Genomic DNA, 16257 nt, shown 5'->3' with positions numbered 1-16257 from the left:
TTTATTTTTTGAAAAGTTGATTGTTTATTTTCTACCGCTAACTACATCGTACTGGCTATCAACAGTAGGTGCGTCGTAACTTACTTTGTCCGTTGATGAAGTATCAGTCACGACTGTATTTGCTGTAAGTTCTGCGTAAACTGTTTGATCAGAATCTTGACCAGCATACGCTGATTGACATGCAAAAAGTGCTGTTAAAATTGATCCTGCGATGATTGCTTTAGTTTGAGTTTTCATAATTTATATCCTTTTAAGTTAATCTATCTGGTATTTAATAAAGCAGAAAATTCTGCAAATATAATCTCAATCTCAGACTTTTTTCTTGTCTCCGTCGAGTTGATGAAATCATTATATTGTCTTTAAAAAATATTAAAATACCGTTTTTATTTATTCATAATTCGCATTTTCTATATAATAGTTAATGTTCCTTAGTTTGGTTTTTAGACAACTGTTACTGTCTGTGTCATGGCTTTAATAACGCGGTGATATTTTTTTTGGATTCATTATTTGCGAAAAATATTCTATTTTTGAGTTGTTTGGTTTTATAAATGAATGTAAATATTTTTTTATAGGTTCTGTTTTTATTTTATTAAGTTATTGATTATTAATATTTTATTTTTATTTTAAATGAGTGTTTTTTATCTGGGATATTTTAGTGAAAAGAAAACATTAAAATTATTTAATGTTTATCGACCAAATGTTTGGTGCTTTTTCTTGATTCTAAGACTGCTTAAATAAAGAGCGAAATAGAGATAGAGTCACTATATCTGAAGTGAAAAGTCTGGAAAAACACTATGAGTCATACAAATTATGTTATTTCCTGCATAAGTCCTTTAACAAGAAAAAAATATCCAGGTAAAACGTCATATGAAAAATCACTAATAAAAAAAGTGCCCCAAAGTAGGGGGGTGGCTAAAGAAGTATCTAAACCTCATTTTTATCTGGATTTGGACTATCCTACTAATAACTGGAAGAAACTATGCTATAAGAATGATTTTTCGGTGTTTTCACATTATTTACTTAAAGTAATAGTATGCAGATAGTTAATAAAAAATTTGGGGGCTGTTGTTAAGACTATTTTTTACAAGTACGTAATTCTTTTTGCTATTTCAATTGCTGTAACGTCAGTTACAACAAAAATGGCAATGGCTGATGTTAACTTTGAGAAGTGGAAACAAGAGTTCAAAACTGAGGCACTCGAACAGGGAATTAAAGCCAGTTTTTTAGAACGCTCCTTAGCTGGGCTCAAGCTCGATCCTGATGTTATTAAGCTTGATAATAGTCAGCCTGAATTCACTCGTAGTATCTGGGATTACCTCAATAACGCTACTTCTGATCACCGAATTAAGAAGGGCAGAAGTTTGATGAAAAAATACGATGCCTTATTTGATTTAGTAGAAGACAAGTACGGTGTTCAACGAGAAATTATTCTTGCGATCTGGGCGCTGGAAAGTGATTTTGGGCGCAATTACGGCAATAAAAATGTAATTCGATCCTTGGCGACTCTGGCTTATGCAAGCGTCTCTAAAAAGCGGACGGAGTTTGCGCGAAAAGAACTGCTGATTAGCCTTAAAATAGTGCAAAGTTTCAAAATTCATACGAAAGATCTAGTGGGTTCCTGGGCAGGTGCGATGGGGCAGCCGCAGTTTATGCCTAGTTCCTATCTAAAGTACGCAGTGGATCAAAACGCCGACGGCATCATTGACTTGTGGCAAACAGTGCCTGATGTTATTGGTTCAATTGCACATTTTCTTGCAGAAGCTGGTTGGAGAAAAGATGAAAGCTGGGGGGTAGAAGTCACAATTCCTAGCAAGTTTGATTGGCGTTTGAATAGTGCATCATACGAGCTTAGGTTCGAGCAATGGCAAGATTTGAATGTAACTCAAATAAATGGCAAAGATTTTCCGTATCCGTTAAGACAGGCCTCGCTATTCATTCCTGCTGGGCAGTTTGGCCCTAAGTTTTTGGTCACGCATAACTTTGAAGTGATTAAGCGATATAATAATTCTTCCAGTTATGCGTTAGCGGTGGCGCAATTAAGTCGACTATTAGCTACAGGTGAAAAAATTCAGGCATCTTGGCCAGTAAACGACAAAGCACTGAGTCGCTATGAAGTTGAAGAAATTCAGATGCGTTTGAATCTGGAAGGCTATAGTCCAGGACTGGCAGATGGCAAGATCGGGATTAAAACCAGAGAAGCCATCAGGGCATGGCAAGTTGAGCAAGGTTATGCCGGAGATGGCTATGCTAATATGCACTTACTGAGATTATTGAGGCAATTATCCAGTGGTCAAAAACCATTGCCGATTAAATAAAGCAGTATAATCAATAAGCATAGGCTAAAATAGCGCAAAAAATGAAACACACCGTTGAGTGTGGTAACAGAAAACGGCCAGTAATAAGGCATAAAACGACATAATAGATGTGAGAGATCGAGGGAGAATCGAATGAGAAAACTACACGCGATAACAATCGCGGCGTCGGTTTGTGCTCCGGTTATAGCTAGTACTCCGGTAATGGGTGCGACAAAAATATACGGTGAATTGCATGCTTCTTTTGATAAGCTTGATGCAGATTCGTCGGCAGTTTCCAATGCAGATACCTTATCTTTAAATAGCAGCGTATTGGGGGTAAAAGGTTTACAGAATGTAAACAAGAATCTCAATTTCATTTACAATTTTGAAGTAGGTTTTCAAAGTGACCGTGGCGTCGAATCAACCGCTGAAGGTCTGGTGAATAGTAACAAGGATTTGATAGAAAATAGAAATCAGGTCATAGGGCTAGCGGGTAAATTCGGCGCAGTTATCGTAGGTCGCTACGATACGCCTTTTAAAACACTGGGCGCTAAAGCAGATTTATTTTGGCATTCACAATTGGGGCAAAATCGTAATCTGACAAACCCGTCACAATGGGACCTTCGTGCAGATAGAATTGTCGTTTATCAAACGCCTAGACTTGATGGATTTCAAGGCACGGTTGCGTACTCCAGTGATATTGGTGATGCCGCTGATAGTTCAGTATTTAGCGCTAATGGAATTTATATAATAGGTGATTTCAGAGTAGGTGCTGCCTACGAAAGGCAAGATCTGGACAATGTTAATGCCGAGCCCAACGCGATACGATTAATGACAAGATATCAGAAAGGCCCTTTCACAGTTGTTGGTTTTTATCAGAATGAAAACAATGAAACCAAAGAGACGGGAATTGCCGATGCTACTGTATTTGGTGTGGGTGCGGCTTATCGAATCGGCAAAGGAAAAATTAAAGGTCAGTACTACTCACGTGATGTAAGTGGTACTAGCAATGATCCAGACTTATTAGCGATTGGTTATGACTATCGTATAGCCAAGAAAACTGATGTATATGCACAGTTTGCACGCGTAACAGAAGGTTATCGTTTGGGTGGTGCAGATCATGGTTCTGGTGTTTATTCAACGACTTCAGGGGATGCCGATGGCGTTTCTTTAGGGGTACGTTATAAGTTCTAAGTTCTTTATTTTAAGTGTGCTTAGGCTTAGTCCAGAATCAGAGTATTTTGAAATACAAGATTAAAAACCATAACAAAAATATTAAGTAACATATTTAGGAATATATTAAAGCACAATAAAAAGAACAATAAAAAAGCACTCAATAGAGTGCTTTTTTATTGTTCAAGAAATAGTGACTATTCTATTAGCGTATATATTTTCGAATTCTTTGTGCGACTTCTTCTGGGTCAATGCCTCTTCGAATAGGAATATTAACGCGCTTAGGGTTAGTTGGTAGAAGACGCACAACTTCAGATTTATCTTGTCGTCTTACTTTGTTTAGATTCAGAAACTCTCTTTTTAAGTCGCCTTCAACCAGGAATTGAGCGTCTTTGATAAGGAAAAAACCATTAGAGATCTTTCTGATTTTTAAGCCAGCAAAATTAACGGTAACGGTTGTATTTGCACACGCTTCTTCAATCAGGTCGGTATTATTAGGTGGTCCGTATTCTACGCACTCTTTGCTTGTGTAACTTAACCGGTTTTGGTTAATGGTTACGTTGTTAGCATCAAGCGCTGCAGCTAAGTAAGCCTGATCAACAGATTCAGGAGAACCTTGTTGTGGCTGTCCTTGATAAGGTGCAGCAGCAGGTGCTGCAGTAGGAATTGAGCATAATTTAGTGACCTGCTCGTGTGTAAAACCTTTTTGTAAATAGAATTCAATATCAGCTTTGCTACAACCACTGGCTAGTAGTTCGGTGCTAAAGAATAATGAGAAAACGGCTAGCAATGCTGCTGTGGTTTTAGTGCTTAACTTTGTGTGAAACAAAGGTTTCATAGGTGCTCCATATATGTTTTTAATCTTACAACTTAAACTTTTTCGAATTAGTCAGGAGTATAAACGATAAAGTTCCATTCTGTCTTTTTACTCTTGTCCTACTCTTGTTTCGCTCTTGTCTTGTTCGTGTCCTGCTCATGTCACTGCTGGTTGTGATATTGACCCGAGTGATTAGGCATTGAAGTTTATGTCGATCATAAACTGATCGGACATTTCTTCCAGGATATCCTGAACCTCATTCGTGGAAATATTAGCCGGTAGGCCTAACGTTAACTCAGCACAGAATAAGATTTCTCCTGACATGCTGGCTTCTCTGATGTGACTTTCCAGTTCTTCAATATTGACTTCCAGCTTAGCTAGTTGCTGTGTAATGTCATGAATTATTCCAGGACGATCCTGGCCTAATAACTCAAGCTTAAGTATTTTTTCTGGTTTGTTTACGTCACTATTGGCCTGTTCAATATGAATTTTGAAGGTATCTGTTTCAAGTGCATTGATAGCTTGAGTCAATGGTTCAAGATTTTCAGTTGGTAGAGAAATCTGAAGCAGACCAGCGAATTTGCCCGCAAGATGAGCCATACGGCTCTCAGTCCAGCTAGCGCCGAATTTATTAATGGTTTCGGAAAGCGCTGTTACCAAGCCAGGTTTGTCTGGTCCGAGGATGGTTATGATTAGTGAAACCTGCATGTTTTCTCCTTGCAATAAATGTGAAACGTAGTGGTTATTTTTAATCGGACGTTATCACAAAGTTTTTGGTTTTGCCTGATATAACGCATAGATAGTAAATATAATTAGATGCAGATGCTCCTACTTACAGGCGTTGAATAAAAAAGGCCTGTAAGTAGGGGGGTGTCAAAGTATCTATAACACAGCGAAAAATGATCAATTACGCATCACTTTTATTGAAGACAGATACATTGATATCTACGCAATCTTTAATAGTATTCGAGATGGCGCATTTATGTGAAGCGCGCTCAACGGATGCGACTCTTTTTTCAGGGAGTTCCGGCCAGTATATTTTCATGGTGATGGTTTTAAAGCGCGTAGGATCGCTGTGATAATCCCATTCTAAATGAGTGACAATGTTTTCAATAGGAACATCCATGCGTAAAGCATAATGATCTAATACGGCAAAAGTACAGCGCCCTAATGCGGTAACAAACATCGCTAGAGCACTATATCGAGGGACTTTATTTTCTAACTGAATATCCAGTCCATCTTCATCAAAACGCGATAATCTAAGCTCCGTTTGCCCTAAAACCTGAATAATCATGCAAGTTCTTTAACGACAGCGAGTACTTCATCTGCGTGTCCTTTTACTTTTACTTTATCCCAGTGTTGTCTTAGCACACCTTCTTTATCGATCAGAAAAGTGCTTCGCACAATACCCATATATTCTTTGCCAAAAGTCTTCTTTAGTTGCCAAACACCAAAGTGCTCACATACGTTAGTATCGATATCAGAGATTAATTCAAAAGGAAATGCTTGCTTCGCTTTAAAATTATCGTGGCGTTTCATGCTGTCTTTAGAAACACCAAAAATTTCAGTGTCATGTGATTTAAACGTGTCATATAAATCACGGAAATCCTGACCTTCAGTGGTACAGCCCGGAGTGCTGTCTTTAGGGTAGAAATAAATAACCAGATTCGATTTACCTTTGTAATCCGATAACTTGAAGTGTAGATCCGAAGTGGCTGGTGCTTCAAAGTCTGGGACTGCTTCCCCGACGACTAACGACGATGTTTTTTCAGTCATGATAATTCCTGTTTGAATAAGTTTTAGAAGTTACTTAGAAATGATTTATAAGTGAAACTATAAAAGAGTATTTTAACCATGCTTTAAATAAAATGCATAATTCCCTTAGCGTTAATTTGCGTTTTTATGTCTCCTAAGACTCTTTAAATGCTTGAATAAAAAAATTAATACGCTAATTCATGCACTTGTCATATTTTTGTTCTATAAATTAACAAGTGTTTAAGGAAATCGATCCCGCTAACTCCTCCTTATTCAAAATACTCACTCATTCATGGAATAATTATTATGAAGAAATCTTTGTTTTCTAAAACTTTGTCCGCTTTGTTTACAACACTCGCCGCTTCTATTTTTATGGCTTCTTCAGCAATGGCAGAAGACTGTCCACATGGTGATTTAGATGAACGTTTTTGCGATAGAGATGGTGATTTGGTGGCAGATGCTCCAACAGACTCATCCAAATGGCTTGACCCAGACACATTAATTTTTGCCTACACCCCAGTAGAAGATCCTGCTGTATACAAAGAAGCATGGGCTGACTTTCTTGCTTATATGGAAAAAACCACTGGCAAAAAAGTTGTGTTCTTCCCTGTGCAATCAAATGCAGCTCAAATAGAAGCGATGCGTTCAGGTCGATTACATATAGCTGGTTTTAATACAGGCTCAAATCCTCTTGCGGTTAACTGTTCTGGTTATCACCCATTCACAATCATGGCAGGGGCTGATGGCAGTTTCGGTTATGAGATGGAAATAATCACCCATCCGGGTAGCGGCATCGAAAAGGTTGAAGATATCAAAGGCAAAACACTGGCGTTTACTTCTCCTACGTCAAACTCTGGTTTCAAAGCTCCATCGGCGTTACTTAAAAAAGAATTTAATATGATTGCAGATCGTGACTTTACTCCTGCTTATTCAGGTAAGCATGATAATTCAATATTGGGTGTTGCGAATAAAGACTACCCAGCAGCGTCGATTGCGAACTCTGTTAAAAAACGTATGTTGAAAAGAGACGTGGTAAAGGAAGATCAACTCAAGACAATTTACAAATCACAAACGTTCCCAACGACCAGTTATGGTTATGCTTACAATCTCAAGCCTGAATTGGCAGCGAATATCGTGAAAACATTTGAAACGTTCCCTTGGGATAATGCTGATGGCACGCCTAGCTCACTGAAAGTTGAGTTTTCTAAAAATGGCGAAGCCAAATTCATTCCAATCACTTACAAAGAGCATTGGTCAGTTATTCGTACCATCGATTCTGCCAACGAAGTTTCTTACGCGTGTAAATAAACAATCTTGTTTTTTTATCGAAGAGCTTCTTTTATCTTAAAGAAGCTCTTTTGTTTATGTGATGAAAATTTACAGTGAAATAAAGGAACATAAATGCTCCAGCTACAAAATCTAGGAAAGAGTTATAAGACCGGTGATGATGCGCTTAAAGGCGTTAATTTAGAAATACCTGATGGCCAAATTGTGGGTTTGATTGGTCCTTCCGGTGCAGGAAAAAGTACCTTGATTCGTTGTGTGAATCGCTTGGTTGAGCCTACTACGGGCAAAGTTATTTTAAATGATGTGGATGTAACAACACTTTCTGCAGGTGGCTTGCGTAAAGAACGCCGTAAGATGGGTATGATCTTTCAGGAATATGCGCTGGTCGATCGGCTTACTATTATGGAAAACGTACTCTCGGGTCGATTGGGTTATGTCGGATTCTGGAAAAGTTTTCTGCGTAAATACCCTCAATCAGATGTTGATGAAGCCTTTCGTTTACTGGAGCGGGTAGGGCTAGATCACATGGTGGATAAACGTGCCGACGAATTATCTGGCGGTCAAAAGCAACGCGTCGGCATAGCCCGAGCTTTGATTCAGGATCCTGAGGTTTTATTGATCGACGAGCCTACAGCGTCACTTGATCCAAAAACATCTCGTCAAATCATGCGACTCATCGCTGAATTATGTAAAGAGAGGAATCTTTCAACCATCGTTAATATTCACGATGTTGCCTTGGCACAAATGTATGTAGAAAGAATTGTTGGCTTGCAATTGGGTGAAATCGTATTCGATGGCCCGCCTGAAGGTTTAACCCCAGATGTGTTGACCCAAATATATGGTGAAGAAGATTGGGAAGCAACCATTGATGAAGTAAGCGATGACATTGATGATGACATAAATGAAGATGGTATTGATTCGGCAAAGAATACGGATAAAGTCGCTAAAGATATCACCGAAGCAGTGAGTGCTCCATGAGCACGGCTTCACCCTCAAGAACATGGAAACGTCCTCCATTAATCAAAGATACGAAGTTGCGTTATGGGTTGCTGTTATTCGTCATCGTATATTTTATCGCTGCGTTTTTTTCTTACGAGGTTAATTGGGCACGTGTATACGAAGGTTTAGATCGCGGCTGGGAATTTATCAAAGCATTCAGTAACCCCGATTTTGTCACGCGCTGGAAAGATATATCCGCAGGCATTTGGGAAAGCATTGTCATTACAGTGACCTCAACAGTGGTGGGGATTATATTAGCGATACCGATTGCGCTCGGCGCGGCGAGTAATCTTGCGCCGAAACCAGTGTATCTTTTCTGTCGTGGCATTATTGCGGTTGCCAGAGCGTTGCACGAAATTATTGTGGCGATTTTGATGGTGGCTATTTTTGGTTTTGGTCCACTGGCTGGTTTTATCACTTTGGCATTTTCAACCATTGGCTTTATCGCAAAACTACTCGCTGAAGATATTGAAAATATCAGCAAACCACAGGCAGAAGCCGTTAAGTCAACCGGTTCTGGTTGGTGGCAATGGATTAATTACGCGATACAACCACAGGTGATGCCGCGCCTGATCGGTTTATCTATTTATCGTGTTGATATCAATTTCAGGAGTTCGTCTATTTTAGGTCTGGTGGGCGCGGGTGGCGTAGGGGCAACGCTCAATACGGCGTTTGATCGCTATGAGTTTGATACCGCTGCAGCAATTATCATTATGATTATTGCGATAGTGTTAGTGCTTGAATATGTCTCAAGCTTTATTCGAGCAAAGGTGCAATAGCATGGGGAATAAAAAATGCCAGTAATTAGCAAAGGCGAATTAAAAGTCTGGCAACGCCGAGACCGTGCTAAGCAATTAAAAATCTGGGCGATGTGGTTTGTGGGTGTCGCGATATTTATGTTCTGCTGGAAAATCATTTCCGATGCGACAACCTGGTTTTTCGTGTTTGATGCGCCAAGAATTGCCGCCGATATTGGCGGTAGAGCCTGGCCACCGCGCTGGGAATACCTCTCTGAATTATGGAAGCCAATGTGGGATACGATCAATATCGCAACACTAGGTACGCTTCTGGCCATTATCATGGGGGTGCCAGTGGCATTCCTGGCGGCAAACAACACTACGCCGAGTAGGAAGTTTTTACGTCCATTTGCGCTGTTAATTATCGTATCTACGCGTTCGATTAACTCATTAGTTTGGGCGCTGTTATTGGTTTCTATTATCGGTCCGGGAATTTTTGCAGGTACCTTAGCGATTGCGATTCGCTCCATTGGCTTTGTCGCGAAGCTGCTTTATGAAGCAATTGAAGAGATTGACACCACTCAGGTAGAGGCGATTCAGGCAACGGGTGCGAGTAAGCTACAAGTGATTGCTTATGGCATCGTGCCACAAATCATGCCTGCGTTTGCGGGTTTAAGTGTGTTTCGTTGGGATATCAATATTCGTGAATCTACCATTCTTGGTTTAGTTGGCGCGGGCGGTATCGGTTTATACCTTCAATCATCCTTAAATATATTGGCGTGGCCACAAGTTACGGTAATTCTAATAATGATATTGATTGCGGTTTTAATTAGTGAGTGGGTTTCATCAAAAGTACGTTTAGCAATTATTTGATGGTATTTGCTTTAAGGCAAAAAAGCTTTAAGGCACCCCCTACCTTTCAGGCACTTTTTTAGTTAGTATTTTCTAATAACTTAAATGGTTCATGTAGTAGGTGGGTTGTGCGCCTTCATGTGTAAATAGCGTTTTTAAAATATTGTCTTCGCTACTTTCGTGCTTTTGTTGTTCTATTTGATGGGAATAGATGCCTTCTTTTATAAACAGAGAATCGATACCAAAATCATTGGCACCTTTAATATCGGTTTGTAAACCATCGCCGATCATTAATATTCTGCTTTTGGGTGTTTCACCTAATTTGTCGAAACATACATCGTAAATCTGAGAATAGGGTTTGCCCGTGTAATGAACAATACCGCCGAGTGTTTCGTAGAATTTGGCGATAGCACCTGCGGATATGCCAAGCACTCCTTTGCGGATTGCCACAAGGTCGGGGTTTGCGCAAATCATCGTTAGCTGTTTTTGGGCTGCCTTGAGCAATAGAGACTTGTGTGAACTTGCATCAGTTTGGTTGCCTTCAACGCCCGTATTTAAAATAAAATCTGCGTTATCTATATCACTGACTAACTCCAGGTCAAGGTCATCTAACAATCCCATGCTTCTGGATGGCCCAAGGTAAAAGCAACGATTGCCTGAGATTTCATAACTGTTGGTTAGCCCAGTGTCTTTTGGCAGTTTTAAATTTTGCCAAACTAACTCGCCAGAACTTAAACTGAAATCATAACAACTGTTGTCGATGCCAGCCTTTAGAAGTTCGTGATTAAACGTATCCGTTCTTCTGGCAGCATTAGAGAGAATGACTATGGTTTTTCCATTTTTTTTAAGTGACTTAAGGCAATTGATAGCACTAGTAAACACCGTACCACCATCATGCAAAACTCCCCAGGCATCAATTAAAAACACATCATAGTGTTTCGAAAGTGTTTGCAGATTGTTGATCTTTTGAGTCATGAGGGTAGGGAGTAATGTACGGGTTTAGTTTTGTAAAACCAGTTCTCTTATCTCAGCGGTTTGTAAATGAGTCAGTGATCGGTGAGTGGATGCCGGAACTTTACTAAAAGCAGTTTGTAATATCTGCAAAGCATCGCCGTGAGAAACCAGTAAAAACACTTCATCTTTGAAGTTTGTTTCTAAGGTAGCGATAAATGAGGTGGTTCTTTCTAATACCGCATCAGCACTTTCTACATTGTTGTTATTATGCGCTGAATCTTGCAAATCCATGTCCCAGACGTTCTGGTAGAAGCTATTGTCTTTTAATTCATGATCACCGAAAAAACGCTCTCTCAATAATGGGGAAAATTGAATTTCGTCTTCTGCTTGAAGTAGTTGATGTGCAATCTGTGCGGATTCAGCTGTGCGTAAAAAATCTGAGCTGATAATTCTGGTTTTATTATTGAGTGTGTTGAATGCTTCAATACTGTCTCGAATTTGTTTTTGTCCTGTTTCGCTCAGACCGTAATCCTTAATGCCATTTTCAGGCGAGCTTACAATCAGATCTTTCTGGTTTGCGATACTTTCACCGTGGCGCAAAGCAAAGTACTGATTATTGAGTGTATTTAAAGTAGTTAGGTGATTCATTCGATATTGTATTTAAGAGTAGGGGAGTAAAGACACCCCCCCCCCCTACTTATAGGCACTTTTTTATCAAAGTGCTATTTCTTGATCGTTTTATTTAAACGCTTTAGCGGCATTACGAATTAATGTTTCAGTGGTATCCCAGTCGATACAGGCATCCGTAATCGAAACACCGTATTCTAATTGAGAAAGATCTTCCTGCATCTTTTGGTTGCCCCAATTGATGTTGCTCTCAATCATCATGCCGACTATTGATGAATGACCGTTGAGTCGTTGATCAATACAGTAATTAAAAACTGTCGCTTGATTGGCTGGGTCTTTATTAGAGTTTTCATGGCTACAATCAATCACTAAGTTCTTAGGTAGATTTAACGCTGCTAATTTTTCTTCGCAGTCTTTAATGACCTCTAAATCATAGTTAGGCTTGCCGCCACCACCACGCAATACGATATGCCCGTAAGAATTTCCTTTAGTGCGAACAATCGCAACTTGACCTTGACGATTAATGCCTAGAAAACTATGTGGACTGGTAACGGCCTGCAATGCATCGGTCGCAACCTTTAAGCTGCCATCGGTGCCATTTTTGAAGCCGACCGGGCATGATAATCCGCTGGCCATTTCTCTGTGTGTCTGAGATTCTGTGGTGCGTGCTCCGATTGCACTCCAGCTAATCAAATCAGCGAGGTATTGAGGGCTAATAGGATCTAAAGCTTCGGTAGCAATGGGTAAACCAATTTCAGCCAGTTCAATCATTAATTCACGCGCTTGGATTAGCCCGGTTTTGATATCAAAGGTTCCATCTAAATGAGGATCGTTGATCAAGCCTTTCCAGCCTGTGGTTGTACGAGGTTTTTCAAAATACACACGCATTACAAGAAAGATACTATCCGATACTTCATCTGCGAGTTTTTTAAGTCTATTCGCATAATCAATGGCAGCTTTAGGGTCATGAATAGAGCACGGACCAACCACGACAAATAAACGATCGTCTTTTCCATCGAGAATGTTCTCAAGAGTTTTACGGTGTTGGGTGATGGAGTCTTGCAGTTCTGCAGAAAGAGGAATTTGCTCTTTAATTTCAGCAGGCGTTAGTAGTATCTCGGTGGATTCAATATTAAGGTTTTCTGTATTTGTAGGCATAACTATTATCTTATCTGTATGTGTGTTGAGTCGAATTTTGAGCGTAATTTAACATAGATATAGATAAAAGCAGTTATCTCGTATTTAAAACCTAATTAATTACATAAAAAAGTGCCCGAAAGGTGGGGGTGGCCTAAAATAAACGCAATGAATTCAAAAATAGAGGAATCTGCTCTTGAACGATAAAAACCGCTGCGGTTGGGCTCAAGGTAGCCAATTAGAAAAAGATTATCATGATAATGAATGGGGAGTGCCTGTTCACGATGATCAATTACTCTTTGAGTTTTTAAATCTGGAAAGTGCGCAAGCCGGTTTGAGCTGGGTCACAATTTTGAATAAGCGCGAGAACTATAAGGCTGCATTTGATAACTTCCATATTGAAACGGTATCTAATTATGATGAAGCAAAAATCGCTGAACTTTTAGACAACCCGGGAATCGTAAGAAACAAGCTTAAAGTCAATGCCACTGTTAATAACGCAAACCGCGTTATCGAAGTGCAAAAAGAGTTTGGTAGTTTTGATGCCTATATCTGGCAATTTGTAGATGGCAAACCATTGGTTAATAAATGGAAAGATATGAGCGAAGTGCCGTCTAGCACAGCGTTATCCGATGCCATGAGTAAAGATTTAAAGAAGAGGGGGTTTAAGTTTATCGGCACCACAATTTGCTATGCCTATATGCAGGCATCGGGCATGGTGAATGATCACGTTACCGATTGTTTTTGCTATAACAAAAATAGTTAAGTTTGTGATGAGGTTTATGCGATCAGATATAAGCCTAGCTTGAGAATTTCAAGTGAGCTTTGCGCTTGTGTTTCGATTAATGGCGCATTAGACTGCATGCGATAAACAGAACACTATTTTGAATGTGGTTTTTTTGTTCAGCTATTTTGGTTCGACTTTTTTTGAGGTCAGTCAATGACTTTGCATTCAATTAACGAGAAGAGTATTTAAGATGTTTCAGGGAAGTATGGTTGCTCTGGCTACGCCGATGACAGCAACAGGTGATTTAGATAAGTCTGCATTAGAAGCCTTGGTCGGTTTTCATCTAGATGCAGGAACGGATGCTATTGTGGCAATGGGTACAACAGCAGAATCTGCAACGTTCTCACATGAAGAGCACCGTGCGGCTGTGAAAATGATCATTGCCTTGGTTGCGGGTAAAATTCCGGTTATCGCTGGTACGGGTTCTAATAGTACCGTTGAAGCACTTGAGTTAACCAAAGCTGCTAAAGAAGATGGCGCGGATGCGGTTTTACTGGTTACTCCTTATTACAATAAGCCTCCTCAAGAAGGTTTGTTTCAGCATCATAAACTTATCGCAGAAAAAGTTGCGATTCCTCAGTTGTTATACAATGTACCTGGCCGTACTTCTGTCGATATGCTGCCTGAGACGGTAGAGCGTTTATCTGATATTTCAAATATTGTTGCTATTAAAGAAGCAACGGGGGATCTGGATCGTGCTAAAGAAATCATCAAACGTTGTGGCGATAGAATCGATGTAATCAGTGGTGATGATGGCACTGCCATGGAACTGATTCTTGCCGGTGGTAAAGGTGATATTTCAGTTACGGCTAATGTGGCGCCTGCATTAATGCATCAAATGTGTAAAGCAGCGTTGGCAGGTGATCGTAAAGCGGCAGAAGAGATTAACAATAAGTTAATTCCACTTCATACCAAGCTTTTTGTAGAAGCTAATCCAATTCCAGTAAAGTGGTTAATGCACAAAATGGGCTATGGAAGTAATACGATGCGTTTACCGCTTGTGCCACTTTCTGAAGAGTTTTACCCAGAAGTTACGGCAGCAGCTGCCGCAGCTGGTATAGAAATTTAATTTTTAGTTTAAACAGTGTTTGTTAAGCGTATTGTTCGACAAGAGCGTGTCTGACAGAATAGTTTTATAATGAGGAATCGATGAGTAAATTACACTTTGGCATGATTAACAACGTTATTAAATTTGCGTTATTGTTATTTGTTATTTCTGGCATAACCGCTTGTAGTACTATTAATAGTGCCGCTGATAAAGTTACTAGTCTAGTTACAGGTAAGAAAGCAGTAGCGCGTCATGAAAATAATAAGTCGGTAAAGGATTTGGAATTTCCACCTGATTTAACTGCTCCTGAATTTGATAGAGCGTTTGACTTGCCAACGGGAACGGTAACCGCTTCCTCATTAAATAGTGTAACGACGACGCCGACCTATACCAATACATCAACTGTTCCAGCGCAAACAACTGCTGCAGTAGCAAAGCCGCGTTCTGCAAGTTTTTCTACCATCAAGAAGCAGGGTAACGATTCTTATCTTCAGATTAATGACAAGTATGAAAGAGCTTTGTTATTAACAGAGATTATTCTCGAAAGAATGCAGTTTAAAGTAGTAAATAAAATGCTGGCAACCGGTGAAATGAATGTCCGTTATCAAGGTAATGCCCCTGCTTTGGTGAAGGGTGGTAATTATCGAGTATCTGTTATTAATGCTCAGGGTATTCCGCTGGTGCGTATAGCTAAAACTGAAGGTACTGTTTTAACCACCGCGCAGCACGCTCAAATAATATCGCTACTGAATAAAGAATTTAATAAATAAGAGGAATTTTCCTCTTTGATATCCAGACTCTAATCGCCAGGTTTAATTAAAATAGAATGATTCGTTTTGCATCGCTCGGAAGTGGCAGTAAGGGTAATGCAACTCTCATTGAGTCTGGTGTAAAAGAGTCGGATACTCGAATTCTGCTTGATTGTGGTTTCTCCACGAAAGAAGTAGAAAGCAGGTTGGCGAAACTGGATCGTACCGCAGAATCCATCACCGCCATTGTTATTACGCATGAGCATTCCGATCACATAATTGGCGTTGGAAGATTGGCTCGCAAATATAAAATCCCTGTTTGGTTGACTCATGGTACCTGGGATAATTCCAAAGACACTGATTTCCCCGAAACTCATTTCATTAATTCGCATGAAGACTTCGAGATCGACGATATCTTTCTTCATCCATTTCCCGTGCCGCATGATGCGAGGGAGCCTTGCCAGTTTGTTTTCTCCGACGGTGTTTCTAAGTTAGGTATCGCCACTGACCTTGGTAGTATTACGCCACATGTCATTGAGCAACTAGATAATGTCGATGGTTTGTTACTCGAATGCAATTACGATAGTCATATGTTGCACAATGGTGCTTATCCGCAAAAATTAAAACAAAGGGTTTCAGGTAATAGAGGGCATCTTGATAATAAACAGTCAGTCCAGTTATTGCAGAGTCTCAAAGTAGATAAGCTCAAGCATATTATTGGTATGCATGTGAGCGAAAAGAATAATACAGAGGACTATGCAATCGAAGCGCTTTGCGATGGTTTGAATTGCGAAGCAGGGGCGGTTTCATTGGCTTCGCAGGTAGATGGTTTTGCCTGGCGCGAGCTTGGTTAAAAAGCAAAATTACCCTTGTGTTCATTTAATTTGAATTAATAGTGAATTAGTTATTGACTCAAAAATGGATGTGCCTATAATGCGCCGCTCTTACAGATTAGGTCGCTGTAAAGTGTTTTGATTTGTTGGGAATTTTGTTTGAATTGTTGAGTAAAAAACATTAAATAAATGTTGATTACTTGAAAAT

The 16257-nt window shown here is 39.8% G+C and carries 18 protein-coding genes; 10 read left to right on the top strand and 8 right to left on the bottom strand.

From position 1 onward, the window contains the following. Window positions 1–24: 24 nt before the first annotated feature. Window positions 25–237 (bottom strand): hypothetical protein, encoded by a 213-nt coding sequence (locus EV695_RS00090; RefSeq protein ID WP_131903847.1) that lies wholly within the window; start codon window positions 235–237, stop codon window positions 25–27. 908 nt (window positions 238–1145) lie between these two features. On the opposite strand from EV695_RS00090, the gene EV695_RS00085 reads away from it, so the two are divergent. Continuing rightward, on the top strand, window positions 1146–2315 hold the full coding sequence (locus tag EV695_RS00085) for a lytic murein transglycosylase (protein ID WP_165874580.1): 1170 nt from the start codon (window positions 1146–1148) through the stop codon (window positions 2313–2315). Window positions 2316–2447: 132 nt separating this feature from the next. Continuing rightward, window positions 2448–3488: a porin gene (locus EV695_RS00080; RefSeq protein ID WP_131903843.1), complete on the top strand. Its 1041-nt coding sequence runs from the start codon at window positions 2448–2450 to the stop codon at window positions 3486–3488. A 184-nt stretch (window positions 3489–3672) separates the two neighbouring features. Here EV695_RS00080 and EV695_RS00075 read toward each other — a convergent pair whose 3' ends face one another. The 4 genes from EV695_RS00075 to bcp form a co-directional block, all read right to left on the bottom strand. Then, window positions 3673–4305 (bottom strand): hypothetical protein, encoded by a 633-nt coding sequence (locus tag EV695_RS00075; protein ID WP_131903841.1) that lies wholly within the window; start codon window positions 4303–4305, stop codon window positions 3673–3675. Between the two features lie 171 nt (window positions 4306–4476). Further along, window positions 4477–4992 carry a glycine cleavage system transcriptional repressor gene (locus EV695_RS00070; protein ID WP_131903840.1) on the bottom strand — a complete coding sequence of 172 codons (516 nt, stop codon included), beginning with the start codon at window positions 4990–4992 and terminating at the stop codon, window positions 4477–4479. A gap of 199 nt (window positions 4993–5191) precedes the next feature. Further along, window positions 5192–5578 carry an OsmC family protein gene (locus tag EV695_RS00065; protein ID WP_131903839.1) on the bottom strand — a complete coding sequence of 129 codons (387 nt, stop codon included), beginning with the start codon at window positions 5576–5578 and terminating at the stop codon, window positions 5192–5194. Next, window positions 5575–6060 (bottom strand): thioredoxin-dependent thiol peroxidase, encoded by a 486-nt coding sequence (gene bcp, locus EV695_RS00060; protein ID WP_131903838.1) that lies wholly within the window; start codon window positions 6058–6060, stop codon window positions 5575–5577. The genes EV695_RS00065 and bcp overlap by 4 nt, the downstream gene beginning before the upstream one ends. A gap of 285 nt (window positions 6061–6345) precedes the next feature. On the opposite strand from bcp, the gene phnD reads away from it, so the two are divergent. The 4 genes from phnD to phnE (EV695_RS00040) all read left to right on the top strand — a co-directional run bounded on the left by phnD (window position 6346) and on the right by phnE (EV695_RS00040) (window position 9935). Further along, window positions 6346–7347, top strand: a complete 1002-nt coding sequence (phnD, locus tag EV695_RS00055) for a phosphate/phosphite/phosphonate ABC transporter substrate-binding protein (protein ID WP_131903837.1) — start codon at window positions 6346–6348, stop codon at window positions 7345–7347. Between the two features lie 93 nt (window positions 7348–7440). Beyond that, complete coding sequence (gene phnC / locus EV695_RS00050) at window positions 7441–8304, top strand: phosphonate ABC transporter ATP-binding protein (protein WP_131903836.1); 864 nt, start codon at window positions 7441–7443, stop codon at window positions 8302–8304. Further along, entirely contained in the window at window positions 8301–9104 is an 804-nt protein-coding gene (phnE, locus tag EV695_RS00045) for a phosphonate ABC transporter, permease protein PhnE (RefSeq protein ID WP_131903835.1), read from the top strand. Before phnC ends, phnE (EV695_RS00045) begins: the two co-directional genes overlap by 4 nt. 15 nt (window positions 9105–9119) lie before the next feature. After that, complete coding sequence (gene phnE / locus EV695_RS00040; protein WP_131903834.1) at window positions 9120–9935, top strand: phosphonate ABC transporter, permease protein PhnE; 816 nt, start codon at window positions 9120–9122, stop codon at window positions 9933–9935. A 72-nt stretch (window positions 9936–10007) separates the two neighbouring features. Here the strand turns inward: phnE (EV695_RS00040) and EV695_RS00035 are convergent, their stop codons facing one another. From EV695_RS00035 to EV695_RS00025, 3 genes are all read right to left on the bottom strand, one after another. Beyond that, entirely contained in the window at window positions 10008–10889 is an 882-nt protein-coding gene (locus EV695_RS00035; protein WP_131903833.1) for a TIGR01459 family HAD-type hydrolase, read from the bottom strand. A 24-nt stretch (window positions 10890–10913) separates the two neighbouring features. Continuing rightward, complete coding sequence (locus tag EV695_RS00030; protein ID WP_131903832.1) at window positions 10914–11516, bottom strand: histidine phosphatase family protein; 603 nt, start codon at window positions 11514–11516, stop codon at window positions 10914–10916. Window positions 11517–11606: 90 nt separating this feature from the next. Further along, on the bottom strand, window positions 11607–12653 hold the full coding sequence (locus EV695_RS00025; RefSeq protein ID WP_131903831.1) for a 3-deoxy-7-phosphoheptulonate synthase: 1047 nt from the start codon (window positions 12651–12653) through the stop codon (window positions 11607–11609). Between the two features lie 175 nt (window positions 12654–12828). Between EV695_RS00025 and EV695_RS00020 the strand changes: the two genes are divergently transcribed. The 4 genes from EV695_RS00020 to EV695_RS00005 all read left to right on the top strand — a co-directional run bounded on the left by EV695_RS00020 (window position 12829) and on the right by EV695_RS00005 (window position 16070). Further along, window positions 12829–13398, top strand: a complete 570-nt coding sequence (locus tag EV695_RS00020) for a DNA-3-methyladenine glycosylase I (protein WP_131903829.1) — start codon at window positions 12829–12831, stop codon at window positions 13396–13398. Window positions 13399–13609: 211 nt separating this feature from the next. Next, window positions 13610–14488, top strand: a complete 879-nt coding sequence (dapA, locus tag EV695_RS00015) for a 4-hydroxy-tetrahydrodipicolinate synthase (RefSeq protein ID WP_131903827.1) — start codon at window positions 13610–13612, stop codon at window positions 14486–14488. 80 nt (window positions 14489–14568) lie between these two features. Further along, on the top strand, window positions 14569–15237 hold the full coding sequence (locus EV695_RS00010; protein ID WP_131903825.1) for a hypothetical protein: 669 nt from the start codon (window positions 14569–14571) through the stop codon (window positions 15235–15237). A 56-nt stretch (window positions 15238–15293) separates the two neighbouring features. Then, window positions 15294–16070, top strand: coding sequence for an MBL fold metallo-hydrolase (locus EV695_RS00005; RefSeq protein WP_207906904.1), 777 nt, complete (start codon window positions 15294–15296; stop codon window positions 16068–16070). The last annotated feature ends 187 nt before the right edge of the window (window positions 16071–16257 follow it).

Origin of the sequence: Cocleimonas flava (assembly GCF_004339015.1) — a bacterium.
Classification (GTDB): domain Bacteria; phylum Pseudomonadota; class Gammaproteobacteria; order Thiotrichales; family Thiotrichaceae; genus Cocleimonas; species Cocleimonas flava.
This window is presented reverse-complemented; position numbering and strand designations above follow the sequence as displayed.

Excerpts from the sequence above, each read along its gene's own strand:
- phnD (WP_131903837.1), top strand. The coding sequence starts at position 6,346 with ATGAAGAAATCTTTGTTTTCTAAAACTTTGTCCGCTTTGTTTACAACA.
- EV695_RS00075 (WP_131903841.1), bottom strand. The coding sequence starts at position 4,305 with ATGAAACCTTTGTTTCACACAAAGTTAAGCACTAAAACCACAGCAGCA.
- EV695_RS00080 (WP_131903843.1), top strand. The coding sequence starts at position 2,448 with ATGAGAAAACTACACGCGATAACAATCGCGGCGTCGGTTTGTGCTCCG.
- EV695_RS00025 (WP_131903831.1), bottom strand. The coding sequence starts at position 12,653 with ATGCCTACAAATACAGAAAACCTTAATATTGAATCCACCGAGATACTA.
- EV695_RS00005 (WP_207906904.1), top strand. The coding sequence starts at position 15,294 with ATGATTCGTTTTGCATCGCTCGGAAGTGGCAGTAAGGGTAATGCAACT.
- EV695_RS00090 (WP_131903847.1), bottom strand. The coding sequence starts at position 237 with ATGAAAACTCAAACTAAAGCAATCATCGCAGGATCAATTTTAACAGCA.
- EV695_RS00085 (WP_165874580.1), top strand. The coding sequence starts at position 1,146 with ATGGCTGATGTTAACTTTGAGAAGTGGAAACAAGAGTTCAAAACTGAG.
- phnE (WP_131903835.1), top strand. The coding sequence starts at position 8,301 with ATGAGCACGGCTTCACCCTCAAGAACATGGAAACGTCCTCCATTAATC.
- phnC (WP_131903836.1), top strand. The coding sequence starts at position 7,441 with ATGCTCCAGCTACAAAATCTAGGAAAGAGTTATAAGACCGGTGATGAT.
- EV695_RS00070 (WP_131903840.1), bottom strand. The coding sequence starts at position 4,992 with ATGCAGGTTTCACTAATCATAACCATCCTCGGACCAGACAAACCTGGC.
- EV695_RS00065 (WP_131903839.1), bottom strand. The coding sequence starts at position 5,578 with ATGATTATTCAGGTTTTAGGGCAAACGGAGCTTAGATTATCGCGTTTT.
- dapA (WP_131903827.1), top strand. The coding sequence starts at position 13,610 with ATGTTTCAGGGAAGTATGGTTGCTCTGGCTACGCCGATGACAGCAACA.
- phnE (WP_131903834.1), top strand. The coding sequence starts at position 9,120 with ATGCCAGTAATTAGCAAAGGCGAATTAAAAGTCTGGCAACGCCGAGAC.
- EV695_RS00035 (WP_131903833.1), bottom strand. The coding sequence starts at position 10,889 with ATGACTCAAAAGATCAACAATCTGCAAACACTTTCGAAACACTATGAT.
- bcp (WP_131903838.1), bottom strand. The coding sequence starts at position 6,060 with ATGACTGAAAAAACATCGTCGTTAGTCGTCGGGGAAGCAGTCCCAGAC.
- EV695_RS00010 (WP_131903825.1), top strand. The coding sequence starts at position 14,569 with ATGAGTAAATTACACTTTGGCATGATTAACAACGTTATTAAATTTGCG.
- EV695_RS00030 (WP_131903832.1), bottom strand. The coding sequence starts at position 11,516 with ATGAATCACCTAACTACTTTAAATACACTCAATAATCAGTACTTTGCT.